This window comes from uncultured Tenacibaculum sp. (assembly GCF_947498805.1).
GTDB lineage: Bacteria > Bacteroidota > Bacteroidia > Flavobacteriales > Flavobacteriaceae > Polaribacter.
The window spans coordinates 388,893-403,272 of the sequence record NZ_CANMLT010000005.1 but is presented as its reverse complement, the minus strand read 5'-3'; the positions used below and the strand labels follow the sequence as shown (position 1 = coordinate 403,272).

Below are 14,380 nucleotides of genomic sequence, written 5' to 3'. Positions count from 1 at the left end.
AGTGTTTTCAAAAAAGTATAATAGGTAATTGTTTTTTAATAAAAAAAATAATAGGTTTACGCCTCTTTACATGAAAGAATATAGTATGAAGAAATTAGCAGCATTTGCATTATTAGTATCAGTTGTGTACGCTTGTGGATCAAGTGGTGATAGAGGAGAATTGGTGGGGTCTAAGTCCAAGAGGAAATGGTTTGCTGAAAAACCATATGGTATGGTAAAAATACCGGGAGGTTCTTTTACTATGGGTAAGCAAGACGAAGATCCATTAGGAGCAATGAATGCACCAACTAAAACAGTAACAGTTCAACCATTTTATATGGATGAGTCTGAAATCACAAACACAGAGTATAAGCAATTTGTAGTGTATGTAAGAGACTCTATTACTAGAACACGTTTAGCATACCAAGCAGAATTTTCTGAAGGTGGAGGAGATGAAGCTACTGGAGGAGATAGAGCTGAAGGAATTCAATTATATGCATTTGCTTCTAAAGATACTACAAATGAATCTGCATATGATAAGTATATGCGTGAGAACTATTACGAATTAGGAGAAGGAATTGATTCTTTAAAGCCATTAAATTGGGAAGAAGATTTGGTTTGGAACCAACAAGAATATCCCGATGCTGATTATGTAGAGGTAATGGACTCTTTATTTATTCCTAAAGATGAAGCTTTAAATGGTATTCGTACTTTCAATACTAAATTATTAAACTATAGATATTTCTGGTTCGATAATGAAGCTGCTGCAAGAACAGGAAAGAACAGGAAAGATTTTATGCAAAACGAGGTAATTAACATTTACCCAGATACAACTGTATGGATTAAAGATTTCAACTATTCTTATAATGATCCAATGCACCAAGAGTATTTTGCACACAAGGCTTATGAAGCTTATCCAGTAGTTGGAGTTAACTGGCACCAAGCAAAAGCTTTCTGTCACTGGAGAACTCAAAATAAAAATGCATTCCAAAGATCTAAGAAAAATTTAGGATTAGTTCCAGCGTTTAGATTACCAACCGAAGCTGAGTGGGAATATGCTGCTCGTGGAGGATTGAATTATGCAAAGTATCCTTGGGGAGGTCCAAGTACAACAAGTGATAGAGGATGTTTCTTAGCAAACTTTAAACCAGTACGTGGAGATTATGCAGCTGATGGAGCTTTATATACTGTAGAAGCAACTTCATATAATCCTAACGAATATGGATTATTCAATATGGCAGGAAATGTAGCAGAATGGACAAACACTGCATACAATCAAATGTCTTACTACATGGGGTCTACAATGAACCCGAACGTAGAGAATAAAGAAAACGGTAGAAAAATTATCCGTGGAGGATCTTGGAAAGATGTAGCGTATTTCTTAGAAGTAAGTTCTCGTGATTGGGAATATGCCGATACTGCTAGAAGTTACATTGGTTTCAGAACAGTTCAAGATTACTTAGGAGTTAACAAAAACAAATAATCAAGATTCAAGAATAAATATTAATTAAAAATTCCCTTAAAAAACAACAAAAATTATGGCACAATCAAAATCAACTAAGAGATTATTTAACATGGCTTACGGTTTAGGAGCCGCAGTAGTAATTTTAGGAGCATTATTCAAAATTTTACACTGGCCTTTTGGTAACGAGATGTTAATTTTAGGTATGATTACAGAGGCAATCGTTTTCGCATTATCTGCTTTTGAAGCAATTGAAGACGATTTAGATTGGACAAAAGTATATCCTGAATTAGCAGATGGACAATCAACTGGTAAGAAAGGAAAAGAAGCTACTCCAGCTGATGCTCAGTCATTATTATCTCAAAAGTTAGATAATATCTTAAAAGAAGCTAAGTTTGATACTCAATTAGTTTCTCGTTTAGGAGATAGTATTAAGGATTTCCAAGGAGCGGTAGAGCCATTAGCATCTGCTTCTCAATCAATTTCAGCTACGAATAGCTATAACGAGCAAATGTCTAGAGCAGCTGCTCAAATGGAATCATTAAACAGTTTATACCAAACACAAGTAGAAAACGCAAGTAAGCAAGCAGATTTAAATTCTGCAATGGTTGAGAACTCTCAACGTTTACAAGAGCAAATGCAATCATTAGCTACAAACTTATCTTCTTTAAACGGAGTATATGGAGGTATGTTATCTGCAATGTCTACTAAGTAATTAGTTTATCTAATTTAATTATTAACAAAATAAACTAACACTAGTATGGCAGGAGGAAAACTATCACCAAGGCAGAAGATGATTAACCTTATGTACCTTGTATTCATTGCAATGTTAGCAATGAACATGAGTAAGGAAGTATTATCTGCTTTTGGTTTAATGAACGAAAAATTATCTGAAGCAAATATTAAAGCATCAGAGAAAAATGAGGCAGCATATGCAACTTTAGCTCAAAAGGCAGTTGAACAAGCAAAACAATATGGTGAAGCTAAAGAAAAGACTGACAAGTTAAAAGGAGCTGCAAACGATTTATATGCATATTTAGGAGATTTAAAATCTCAAATGACAGGAGACTTAGACGATCCTAAAGCATATGAAACAATGGATAAGTCTAAGTTTTTAGATGAATTATTCTTTAAAGGAGGAAAAATTACAGAAGCTGGTAAAGAGTTTGTTTCTAAAATTGAAGGATTTAGAAATGAGGCTGCAACTGCTTTAGAAGGAACTGAGGTTGCTGATGTAGTTTTAACTCGTTTTAATACAGATAAGGTTACCAACAAAGATGGTAAGAAAGTAGATTGGTTAAAGTATAACTACGAAGGATTTCCTTTAGTAGCATCTTTAACGAAGTTAACTCAGATTCAAGCAGACGTTAAGGCTACGGAATCAGATGCATTATCAGCTTTATTACAAGGAGAGTTAGAGAGCGCAGTTTCTATGACGAAGTATGAAGCAATGGTAGTTTTTGATAAAGGAGCGTATTATCCTGGTGAAAAATTATCGGGTAAAGTTATCTTAGGTAAAAAAGATCCTAACTTAACAGCTGAGAAAGTAATTATTAACGGTCAAGAAATTGATGCAGAGAAAATTCAAGCTGGTCAGGTTATTTTAGATGATCCTGTTGGGAATGTAGGAGACAAAGAATTAGACGGAGAATTCTTATTCAAGGAAGGTGATTCTACGGTGTCTATAGCAATTAAAGGAGGATATTCTGTAATTCCAAGACCTAATGAGGCATTAGTTTCTGCAGATAAAATGAATGTTGTTTACCGTGGTTTATCAAACCCATTAACAATTTCTATTCCTGGAGTACCAGGAAACAAAGTTTCAGCAAAAGCACCTGGTTTACGTAGAGTAAAAGGAGATAGCTATGTTATGAGACCTGGAAATGGAAATGAAGTAAACATCGTTGTTACAGGAACTCCAACTGGAGCGGATAAAGGTGTTCGTTCTGTTAAGAAATTTAGAATTAAAGATATTCCACCAGCGGTAGGAATGGTAAGAAATCAATACGGTACAGTTAAAATGCCTAAGTCAAGTGTAGGAAAAGTAACTGTAGCAGCTGGATTACCAGATTTCTTATTCGATTTAAATTTAAATGTGTCTAGCTTTAAAATTAAAGTTCCTGGTCAATTAGCTGTTCCTGTAAGTGGAACTAGATTAAATGCCAGAGCTAAACAAGCAATTAATAAGGCTAGAAGAAATGATGTTATTACAATTTATGACATCCAGGCATCTGTTTCAGGTTCAAACTATAAGATCAAGAAAGTTTTACCTGTAAGTATAGAAGTTTCAAATTAATAAAAATATAGAAGTATGAATTGGAAGCGTTTTTATGTGGTTATTATAGCCCTTGCTAGCACAAGTTTAGTGAGTGCACAAGCCAACCTTTTAAATGCTAAGAAGGTAGAAGAGATAGGTATTAAGCCACAAGCTCAAATTGATGCAGAGGCAGACAAACCTCTTCCTTATGGTTACATAAGTGATAGAGATGTACTATGGTCTAAGGTAGTTTGGGAGTATGTAGATTTAAACCAAAAAATCAACCTACCATATTATTATCCAATTGATACGGTTAGTATTTCTAATGGAAGACGTTCTTTATACGATACCTTATTAAAAGGAATTAGAACGGGACAGATCAAGGAGGTATATGAAGACTCTTATTTTACAACTAAAATAGGAATGACTGAAATTACAACTAAGATTGAAAATTCTCGTGATGACGGATATGGTAATGTTGATGTATACCAAATTAAATCAGACTATATCAAAGGATACTTAATTAAAGGAATTTGGTATTTTGATAAGCGTCAAGGAGAACTTAAATATCGTATGTTGGCAATCGCACCAATGGGTCCAGATGTTCAGGTTTTAGGAGTTGAAGAAATAGACGATGCAGACAATGTATATCCACTATTCTGGGTATTCTATCCAGATGCAAGAGAGACATTGCATAAATCGAAAGTATTTAATCCGCAAAACTCTGCACAACCGTTATCGTATGACAACCTTTTAAATGCACGTAGATTTAATTCTATTGTTCAGAAAGAAGAGAACTTATATGGAGATAGATCTATTAAAGATTACGTAAGAGGTAATTCATTATTCCAACTTTTAGAAGCGAATCGAATTAAAGAAGGAATTAGAGATAGAGAAATGGATATGTGGAATTACTAATTCCAATAGCTATAAAATTAAAAAAGCGTTTGCATTTGCAAACGCTTTTTTTTGTAATAATACCTACCTTTGAAGTATGAATAAAAAGGTAGATTATATAGTCGTTGGTTTAGGCCTTGCAGGAATAGCTTTTGTAGAAGAATTGATAAAGGCAAATAAGTCTTTTGTTGTGTATGAGAATAGTTCTCAAGTATCGTCTATTGTTGCAGGAGGAACTTATAATCCTGTTATTTTAAAAAGATTTACACCGGTTTGGAACGGACATGAACAGCTGCAAATAGCAATTCCTTTTTATAAAAATATAGAAGAAAAGTTAGCCGTAGTTCTAGATACTCCTTTTAAAACTAGAAAAATATTTTCATCGGTAGGAGATGAGAATAATTGGTTTATAGCTTCAGACAAACCTATGCTTTCGCATTATATGAATCCTACAGTAGTAAAAGAACAAATACCAGGTGTTATTTGTGATTTTGGTTATGGAGAACTTAATGGGACAGGAAGAATTAATACACCGTTGTTGGTAGACTCTTATAAAAAATATTTAGAAAGCTTAAATGCTTTGATAACGAAAGAATTTGAGTATGATGCTCTATTAACTTCTAATGAGAATATAAATTATAAAGAAATTGAAGCAGAACATGTCGTGTTTTGTGAAGGATTTGGACTAAAGCAAAATCCGTTTTTTAATTATTTACCTTTAAATGGAACTAAGGGTGAAGTAATGACTATTCATGCTCCTGAATTAAAAATTGATTACTTATTAAAATCGGCGGTTTTTGTAATGCCAATTGGAAACGATTACTATAAAGTAGGAGCCACTTTTAATTGGACAGATAAAACTTCAATTCCAACAGAAGAAGGAAAAAAAGAGCTTGTAGAGAAACTAGAAAAAGTAATTAATGTACTGTACACAATTGTAGAACAAAAAGCTGGTATTCGTCCAACAGTGAAAGACAGAAGGCCTTTAGTAGGGTTGCATCCAGAAAACAGTAAGTTAGCCGTTTTAAACGGTTTAGGAACGCGAGGAGTTATGATTGCTCCAACGGTTGCTAAAAACTTGTTTAATCACCTTGAAAATAAGGAAGAGTTAGATAAGGAAATCGATATTAAACGATTTAAAGATTTATTTTAGAGTTTCTTTCTTTTTGGCATCTTTATCATAACTCACAAATAAGTTTATCCATATAATTCGAGATAATCTTAAGGTAACTGGCGTTAATAATAAAGATACTACAACAATACTAATAAAGCTTTGTAAAATACTCAGTCCAATAAATACTTTAGAAATAATAAATACTCCAACAAATAAAGCAACGGCTAAGGCGTAATTTACATACATGGCTCCAAAAAAGAATGAAGTTTCTAACATGTACTTTAATCCACAATTTGGACAGTTCTCATGGAGTTGAGTGATTTTTTTTGGATTTGCATTTAACTTGTATTTATAAAACTCTCCTTCGTGACAACGTGGACATTTATTGTTTAAAATACTGTATAATTTATTGCCTTTTCCAAACATGATGTAATTATTAGTTTCGTTTTAGTAAGTTTGTGCAAAATTCGGCAAAAAACTAACAAGAAAAAGTAACAGAGGTTACAAAAAACGAATATTAAATGTTAAATGTACATAATTTATCGGTCTCATTTATGGGAACCGATTTGTTTTCAGGAATTACTTTTAAACTAAATAAAGGTGATCGAATTGGATTGATTGGAAAAAATGGAGCGGGGAAATCAACCTTGCTAAAAGTATTGGCGGGAGATATTGAAAGCAGTGCAGGATCTTTGGCATTAGATAAAGAAATTAATATTGGGTTTTTACGTCAGGATATTGACTTTGTTCATGGAAGAACTATTTTAGAAGAAGCCTATCAAGCCTTCACTGAAATAAAAGAGATTGAGGGAGAATTGGACGATATCAATGCACAGTTAGCTGAAAGAACCGATTATGAAAGTGAAAGCTACAATCAGTTAATTATTGATTTAAATGAAAAAACAGAACGCTACGAGCTTTTAGGAGGTTATAACTACCAAGGAGATACAGAGAAAATATTACAAGGTTTAGGGTTTCAACGAGAAGATTTTGATAAACTAACCGATACTTTTTCTGGAGGTTGGCGTATGCGTATAGAGTTAGCGAAACTTCTTTTACAGAACAACGATATTTTATTACTCGATGAGCCTACCAACCACTTAGATATTGAATCTATTATTTGGTTGGAAAACTTTTTAAAGAATTATGCAGGTGCGATTGTACTGGTATCGCATGATAAAATGTTTTTAGATAATGTAACCAATCGAACTATTGAGATTTCATTAGGTCAGATTTACGATTATAAAAAGCCGTACTCTGAGTTTTTAAAACTACGTGCTGAGATTAAAGAGAAGCAATTACAAACGCAAAAGAATCAGCAAAAAGAAATAGAACATACCGAGAAGTTGATTGAAAAGTTTAGAGCCAAAGCAAGTAAGGCAGCAATGGCACAATCGCTTATCAAGAAATTAGAAAAGGTAGAGCGTATTGAAGTAGATCAGGATGATAATGCCGTTATGAATGTACGTTTTGAAATTTCAAAAGAACCAGGGAAAATTATTGTAGAGGCGGAAAACCTAAGCAAGAATTACGGTGAAAAAGAAGTTTTAAAAAATGTTGATTTATTAATCGAACGTAACAGTAAGATTGCTTTTGTTGGTCAAAACGGACAAGGAAAATCTACCTTAGCCAAAATGATGGTAGGGGAGATTCCATTTGATGGAGATTTAAAACTAGGACATAATGTAGAGGTAGGGTATTTTGCGCAGAATCAATCAGAACATTTACCACCAGAAAAAACGGTGTTAGAAATCATGGAAGATGCTGCCAATGAATCTAACCGAATTAAAGTAAGAGATATGTTAGGAGCTTTCTTATTTAGTGGTGAAGCGGTAGATAAAAAAGCAAAAGTATTATCAGGAGGTGAGCGAAATAGATTGGCCTTGTGTAAATTATTATTATCGCCATTTAATGTGCTGATAATGGATGAGCCTACCAACCACTTAGATATTGCTTCTAAAAATGTACTAAAGCAATCGTTACAAAACTTTGATGGAACTTTAATTATTGTTTCTCACGACCGTGATTTCTTACAAGGATTAACTACTACGGTTTACGGGTTTAAAGATCGAGAGATTAAGGAGTACTTGGGAGATATTGATTATTTCTTAGAACAACATCAAATAGAAAGTTTACGCGAAGCAGAAAAGCGTACCGTTGTAAAAGCAGAGAAAGATACTTCTAAAAAAGAAGCGTATAAGCTATCTAAAGAGCAAGAAAAAGAGCTTAAAAAATTAAAGAATAGGATAAACAAAATTGAAAAAGAAATAGCTAATTTAGAAGAAGAAATTGAAAAGATTGATTTAGAATTAGCACAGAATTACGCAGAAGTTTCTGCACAACCCAACTTCTTTGAAAACTACAAAGTTAAAAAAGCCAAAATAGATGATTTAATGGAAGAATGGGAGCAGGTTGAAGAAAAAATATCTAACTTTAGCTAATTATATAAAAATTGTACTATGAAAAGAATTTTATTGGCACTATTGATGTGCTGCGCTGTGCTGCATGTAAATGCTCAAGAAGATTTTAATAAACTTATTGAAGTAGGTATCTCGAATCATGATAAGGGAAGATACCAAGATGCAATAAAGTATTATAAGAAAGCTTTAGAGTTAAAACCAGAATCTCATTTAGCGAATTATGAAATCTCGTTGTCTTATATGAGTCTTAAAGATTATAAGAACGCGATTAAATATTCTGAAAAGGTTTTAAGTAAATCTAAAGATGAGCGATTGTTATTACCTGCATATGTTAATAAAGCTTCTGCTTTAGATATGATGGGAAAAACGAAAAAGTCCATCAGAATTTTTGAAAAGGCTATTAAAAAACTAGGAGGTCATTATTTACTTCATTTTAACTTAGCAGTAAATTATTTAAAATTAAATGATTTAAAGAATGCTGAAATTCATTTACAAGGAGCAATAAAGAATAATCCTTTTCACACGTCTAGCCATTTTTATTTGGCAAAGATAAATGACGCTCAAGGAAACAAAGTACAGGCATTATTAGCCAGTTATTATTTCTTATTCATAGAACCAGAATCTATAAGAGCTCAAGAAATTTATGCAATACTTAAGAAGAATATAAAAGCGGGCGTTAAAAAAGAGGACGGTAAAAACATAACAATCAACTTAAGTTCTATGGGAGGTGATGCTGATTTTAGTGCAGCGGAGTTAATGTTATCCATGTTAGAGGCATCAAGAAATTTAGAAGAAAATAAAGGAAAGACAGATGAAGAAATGTTTGTTGAAAACACCAAAAGTTTTTTCGGGATTTTAGGAGAGTTAAAAGAGGATAGTAAGAAAGAAGGTTTTTGGTGGGATTTTTATGTGACATTTTATGATAAACTTGCAAAGAGTGAACATATGGAAGCATATTGTAATTTTGTAACTCAAATGGATTTGAAATCGAAAAGATGGATTGATGATAATGAAGAAAAAATGAAGTCGTTTTTAGCTTGGTTAGAGAAAGAACTCAAATAACTTTTATAAAAGATACATAAAACCTCCTAGTATTTACTAGGAGGTTTTTTATTGATAAAGTTTTATGGTAATCATTAACTAACTTTAACTTGGGTCCAAACTCCAGTTTTAGTTGTTTCTTGTGCGTATTCCAGAAACGTTTTTGCTTTTCTTTCAAGAACTTTTTCAACATCATTAACAATCAATTGATTTTTAGGATTGGTTAAAACATGACTAAACAAATATTCAATTAGCCAAATAACATCATTAGGCAATTGCATTTGCTTCATGCCAGCTATATACTGTTCTAATGTAATGTCGTAAAAGTTTAAATTTCTACCACTAGTTTTTGAAATAATATCAATAATATTTTTAAACGTTATTAACTCTGGACCGGTTACTTCAATGGTTTTACTATTGTAAGAATCGTCGAGTAAAACTGTAGCAGCGACTTCAGCAATATCATTCGCATCAACAAATGGTATTAATACATCAGACATTGGTAATGCTACTTCTCCAGATAATATAGGGTCTAAAAAGAAGCTTTCACTCCAATTTTGGTTAAACCATGAGGCTCTAACAATCGTGTAATTAATACCTGAGTCCTTCACAATTTGTTCGCAGGCTTCAGCTTCTGTTTCACCTTTTCCTGATAATAAAACCATTTTTTTTACACCTAATTCTTTCGCTAAATAAGTTAAACTTTTTATGGCTTCTTTTGCTCCCGGAACTGCTAAGTCAGGATAATAGGTAACATACATTTTTTCTATTCCATTTAAAGCAGCTACCCAAGTATCTTTGTTATCCCAATCAAAGCTAGGGGATGCATTTCTAGAACCAATTCTAGGTTCAATTCCTTTTTTTCTTAATTGTTCTACTACTCGGCGACCAGTTTTACCTGTTCCACCGATAATTAAAATGTTATTGTTCATGATTTAATTGTTTAAAATTGTTTTTTTATAAAAATTGCAACCAGCAATAATATGAATGAGGTCATACTAGCTATGGTTCTTAGTGTGTGATATAGATTCCACTTACTTTCATAATAGTTTCTAAAGTTTTTTAATTGAGTAATGTCTAATTTGTCAAGATTTAGTGCTTCCAATTCATTGTTTAGAGGAACATTTCCGAAGGCAGTTATACCAAAAGTTCCTATTAAGTAAGTAAGAGCTGAAATTAGAACGAACCAAAACATAGGCTTATAATTAAACTGCATATAAGTAGTTATGAGCAGTGTAATTAGGCTTCCAAAAAACACTATAAAGAATGCAGGGTTTAAAATTTCTTTATTAATACTTTGCATGGTTTCTAAATAGGTTAAATCACCTGTTTTTTTTGTGCCTAAAATGACAGAAACTGACCAAACAAAGAAAAAACCTGTAGCAAGTGCATTTAATAATACCGTAATAAAAAGTGTTAGTGTTTTCATGCTTTTAGTTTATTGGTTAAGTAGTTTCCGAAGAACCACACAATTACATAAAGCTCTATTGCAATAACATAGAATGTAGGGTCTCCAAAAAAATCTGAATGGCTACTGCCATTTGGAATTAAGAATACGGGAACTGTTATACAAGCATCAAGTAGTGTAATAACAAGTACAAATATGAGAGCGAGTAAAGATGGTTTTAAATACTGTTTTTTATAAAACAGATATGTTCCTAAACAAGCACTTGGTATTATGGCAAGTGCCAATACTATATTGGCTTGTAAGTCTGGGTCGTCTAGTATAGGAGCATAAAATGATAAGAGGAAAGAGCAAACACCCAAACTCCAAACTAATATGGCGCTTATAATACTAAATAAACTTTTGCTAATCATAATGTTGGTTTTCAATTATGATGCAAAGCTATAGTGCTTGTTTACCAGTAACTTATTCGAAAAGAATTATGATTTATTCGAAAAGAATTTTAGACTTGGCTTGGTCTAAAACCAAACTTTTTTTCAAAAGCGTTAGAAAAAGAACCTAAACTATCATAGCCAACAGCCCAAGCGGCTTCTTGAATTGTTTTTTTATCGTTCTTAATTAGATTATATGCTTTCTTTAAGCGTTCGTTTTGTAAATATTTAAAAACAGGAACACCAAATTGAGCTTTGAACTCTTTTTTAAGTTTGTTGGTGTTTGTTCCTATTTTATGAGCTAGTTCTGTTAAAGAGGGAGGGTTTTCTAAATTGGCGACTAAAATTTCGTGTGCTAGATTAATTTTTTCGAGCGTTAAAGCATTGAGTTTAACGTTTTGTTGTTGGGCTAATTGTCCGAAATAATGAGATAGTAAAGCCGTGATATGACTTTTATAGAAAAGCATTTTAAGTTCACCCTCGAAGGTATTATTGAAGAATTGTTCAACTAATTGAAACATCTCCGGACTCATATTAAACACAGGTCCTTCAACATAATGATCTTTTGGGTGTACTAACGGACGTAAAAATTTTTCTAAAAACAAACCTTCTCCATCAGGTAGTTTATCAATGTTTTTAAGTGCTGTAACAATAACCAAGCATTGAAGCGGTTTTAGTTTAGAAACATGATGTTCAAAGGTTACTTTATCATTCGCATAGAATGATAATACCATGCCTTTGGTATGATGGAATTCTTTCATTTTTCCATCAAATTTCACTTTCAAACCAACGTCACCAACTCCATAAAAAGCAATGGCGATTACTGGTTCATCAAAAAAACAAGAATCAATCAAGTTATTATCAGAAGAAGCCTCTTCTAATAAAATAGTATAATCATTTATGTCTATGATTTCTCGATTCATTGTACGTTTACCTTAGTGGGCTTTACTTTTTTAATTGAACTACAGCAAATAGATAGTTTTCAATTTTTTGATGTACAAATTTATTGTTGATCGTTTTTAAAATCTACCTTGATCATAAATTTGAAATTCAAAAGAATCATTCAGTTGGTATCCATAAACATTCTGTATAATGTCTAATGTAACTTCTTTTATTTGTTGACGATCTCTTCCAAAATTAATAGAATAGCAAGAAATACCATCTTGAAGTTGATAAAAATCGAATTTTCCAAAACAATTCAAGTTTTTGAATTTTGTTAATTCTTTTTCTTCGTTATCAAATGTTAGATTCATAGAAAAATTAAATTCTCTTTCAGATTTATCTACATCATGAATAGATTTACCTAAACTCAAAGGTATTAACAAACCATGAACCAATTGGATAACCACAACATTGTCTTTAGCTATATCAATTAAGAAAGTATGATTATTTTGTTCAAAATTTTTAAAGGTTAAGTTTATACTATTCTCTAGCCCAATACTTAATTCTTCTTTTACTATAGAATTTCCATTATTGTTAATACCAAAGATAGCCAAAATGGATTTTAAGATTTTTTTCATCTGATAATTTAAGGTGTTTACTAATGTTTAGGATAAAAGTTGCTACTGTTTTGTGGGGAAATTTTAAATTCTTTCCTATGTAAGGAAAAATACTTTTGAGGTAAGTTAGTTTTGATTTTTCTATTAAATAGAGACCCATATTCTTTATTTCGTGTTCCCATTGTTTCCACTTCTCAGAATTTGGGTTATTCAAAGAGATCTTAATTTGAGTATTCGGAGCGAAAATTAAATATTTATATCTAACACCATCTAAAGCAAATCCGGGATTGGCTTCGAACATATCATACTCTGTAAAATTTTTTACTCTATCTTGGAAATCTTCAGACCTACTTTCTAAATAAAATTCATTCATAGCTCCATCTTTATTTACCGTGAAAATTCCCTGAATTAACTCTTCTGAATTTTTAATGTCTCTAAAATTACTTTCTTTAAATTTTATTGAGAAAATCCAACAAGATTCAATAAGGGAATGTGTAATATTTACAAGCCAAGAGTATTCAATGTCTTTTTCATTGGTTCTGAAATTTTTATTATTACGAATGACTTTTTTACCAGCTGTTATATCAAGTATTCCTAGTTTATTAGATAAACTTGAAATAATTTTTTGTTGGTATTTAAGTTCCTCCAATTCGTATTCATTCATTTGATTGGCTCTGTTCATGGTTTTTTATTTCAGGTAATAATATACTGAGATCTGCATATTTTTCTTGATTTTTTAAAATATCTCTAACTTCAATTAGTTGTTCAACAAGCATTATATTAGCTTTTAACTCATTCTTTTCCTTATCACTAGGATGATAGCTAAAGTCTTTAGAATCATCAAGTATAATTTTTGATTTATTTACCAATAAAATTTCTTCTTTTAAAACCTCAAAAAGTTCTTTTGTTTCATTTGAAGTACTTTTAAAATAATTAATTTGTTTTAAAATATCCTTTGGTAATGCGTAATCCCAATTTGTTAAAGTTCGTGCTTCACCATGGTATCTATAATCACCTCTTGCTTTTAAGTTATGAATAAGAATTTTTTGAATAACAATAGTATCTATTGATACTTTTTGATCTCTAGAAAAAGCATGTTTGATGTTCCAGATTTGGTCTACAGAACTAGAAGATTTTCTCCTTTTTAATGCTGTTATGGCTTTATTGTCGAACTTAATACCATAATCAATTTCAGCTTTAGAAATTGCTTTTTCGGTATAACTAAATAATAATTTATGTTTTGTGAAATAGTTGTGGTTAACTATGTTTTGATCTACCGTTGTAGTTTTAGTTAATGTGAAAACAATAACAGTTGAAACAATTAATGAAATGAATATCCATTTTCCTGTTTTATATATACGTCTTACAAGGAACCAATTTTGTGTAAAAATTACTATTGGAATAAGAATAAATAATAGAGCGTGGTCTTTATACAGGTTTATTGGATGGTCAAAATAATTTGAAACTTCCCCGAGAATTAAAAATAAAAATAAGCAACCCAATTGAGCAGTAAGAAATAAAGCTAACCAAAAAAATAGTTGTGTATTGGTTCTTATTTGCTGTTTATATAATTTATGCTTTTTTCTTTTATGTAATGGACTTCCCATCCAAATCCATATAGTAATTGAAAGCCCTAATACGGTAGATAGCGAAGCAAAAAAATAATTAAAAAAGGATAATTCATTAGGTTCAAAGATTAATAAGTCTTCAGATACACTAGTTAGAAATCTTATAATTTCACGTATTCTGTTAAAGATTAAAGAAATGGCAATAGATGTAGTAACTCCAGCTATAACACCGAACCAAAATCTTTGCTTTCCTATAAGTTCAATTGATATTTTTTCTTTCTTAAAGCCTGTTTTTTTCATTCAATTT

General features: G+C 31.6%; 15 protein-coding genes. 7 read left to right on the top strand and 8 right to left on the bottom strand.

Annotated elements, in window-relative coordinates; genetic code table 11:
- The first annotated feature begins 85 nt into the window (after positions 1-85).
- The 5 genes from gldK to Q0873_RS12395 all read left to right on the top strand — a co-directional run bounded on the left by gldK (position 86) and on the right by Q0873_RS12395 (position 5,748).
- Positions 86-1,462, top strand: coding sequence for a gliding motility lipoprotein GldK (gene gldK / locus Q0873_RS12415; protein ID WP_299107701.1), 1,377 nt, complete (start codon positions 86-88; stop codon positions 1,460-1,462).
- 55 nt (positions 1,463-1,517) lie between these two features.
- Positions 1,518-2,156, top strand: a complete 639-nt coding sequence (gldL, locus tag Q0873_RS12410; RefSeq protein ID WP_299107698.1) for a gliding motility protein GldL — start codon at positions 1,518-1,520, stop codon at positions 2,154-2,156.
- A gap of 45 nt (positions 2,157-2,201) precedes the next feature.
- Positions 2,202-3,737 carry a gliding motility protein GldM gene (gene gldM / locus Q0873_RS12405; RefSeq protein ID WP_299107695.1) on the top strand — a complete coding sequence of 512 codons (1,536 nt, stop codon included), beginning with the start codon at positions 2,202-2,204 and terminating at the stop codon, positions 3,735-3,737.
- A gap of 15 nt (positions 3,738-3,752) precedes the next feature.
- Positions 3,753-4,616, top strand: a complete 864-nt coding sequence (gldN, locus tag Q0873_RS12400) for a gliding motility protein GldN (RefSeq protein ID WP_299107693.1) — start codon at positions 3,753-3,755, stop codon at positions 4,614-4,616.
- 76 nt (positions 4,617-4,692) lie between these two features.
- Positions 4,693-5,748: an FAD-binding oxidoreductase gene (locus Q0873_RS12395; protein WP_299107690.1), complete on the top strand. Its 1,056-nt coding sequence runs from the start codon at positions 4,693-4,695 to the stop codon at positions 5,746-5,748.
- On the opposite strand, the gene Q0873_RS12390 is transcribed toward Q0873_RS12395, so the two are convergent.
- A complete protein-coding gene (locus Q0873_RS12390) occupies positions 5,740-6,135 on the bottom strand; it encodes a DUF983 domain-containing protein (RefSeq protein ID WP_299107687.1) in 396 nt (131 codons plus the stop codon). The two genes, Q0873_RS12395 and Q0873_RS12390, sit on opposite strands and share 9 nt — an antisense overlap.
- A 95-nt stretch (positions 6,136-6,230) precedes the next feature.
- Here Q0873_RS12390 and Q0873_RS12385 point away from each other — a divergent pair, with 95 nt between their 5' ends.
- A complete protein-coding gene (locus Q0873_RS12385) occupies positions 6,231-8,150 on the top strand; it encodes an ABC-F family ATP-binding cassette domain-containing protein (protein ID WP_299107684.1) in 1,920 nt (639 codons plus the stop codon).
- 18 nt (positions 8,151-8,168) lie between these two features.
- Positions 8,169-9,191: a tetratricopeptide repeat protein gene (locus Q0873_RS12380; protein WP_299107681.1), complete on the top strand. Its 1,023-nt coding sequence runs from the start codon at positions 8,169-8,171 to the stop codon at positions 9,189-9,191.
- A 74-nt stretch (positions 9,192-9,265) separates the two neighbouring features.
- Here Q0873_RS12380 and Q0873_RS12375 read toward each other — a convergent pair whose 3' ends face one another.
- The 7 genes from Q0873_RS12375 to Q0873_RS12345 all read right to left on the bottom strand — a co-directional run bounded on the left by Q0873_RS12375 (position 9,266) and on the right by Q0873_RS12345 (position 14,373).
- Positions 9,266-10,102: an NmrA family NAD(P)-binding protein gene (locus Q0873_RS12375; protein ID WP_299107678.1), complete on the bottom strand. Its 837-nt coding sequence runs from the start codon at positions 10,100-10,102 to the stop codon at positions 9,266-9,268.
- 11 nt (positions 10,103-10,113) lie between these two features.
- Positions 10,114-10,599 carry an anthrone oxygenase family protein gene (locus Q0873_RS12370; protein WP_299107676.1) on the bottom strand — a complete coding sequence of 162 codons (486 nt, stop codon included), beginning with the start codon at positions 10,597-10,599 and terminating at the stop codon, positions 10,114-10,116.
- Complete coding sequence (locus Q0873_RS12365) at positions 10,596-10,988, bottom strand: hypothetical protein (RefSeq protein ID WP_299107674.1); 393 nt, start codon at positions 10,986-10,988, stop codon at positions 10,596-10,598. Before Q0873_RS12365 ends, Q0873_RS12370 begins: the two co-directional genes overlap by 4 nt.
- 89 nt (positions 10,989-11,077) lie before the next feature.
- Positions 11,078-11,929, bottom strand: a complete 852-nt coding sequence (locus Q0873_RS12360) for an AraC family transcriptional regulator (protein ID WP_299107672.1) — start codon at positions 11,927-11,929, stop codon at positions 11,078-11,080.
- Positions 11,930-12,025: 96 nt separating this feature from the next.
- Positions 12,026-12,526, bottom strand: coding sequence for a hypothetical protein (locus Q0873_RS12355; RefSeq protein WP_299107669.1), 501 nt, complete (start codon positions 12,524-12,526; stop codon positions 12,026-12,028).
- The gene (locus Q0873_RS12350; protein ID WP_299107666.1) at positions 12,483-13,187 is read right to left on the bottom strand and encodes a hypothetical protein; all 705 of its coding nucleotides are present in this window, start codon (positions 13,185-13,187) and stop codon (positions 12,483-12,485) included. Before Q0873_RS12350 ends, Q0873_RS12355 begins: the two co-directional genes overlap by 44 nt.
- Positions 13,162-14,373 (bottom strand): hypothetical protein, encoded by a 1,212-nt coding sequence (locus Q0873_RS12345; protein ID WP_299107663.1) that lies wholly within the window; start codon positions 14,371-14,373, stop codon positions 13,162-13,164. The genes Q0873_RS12350 and Q0873_RS12345 overlap by 26 nt, the downstream gene beginning before the upstream one ends.
- Positions 14,374-14,380: the final 7 nt, after the last annotated feature.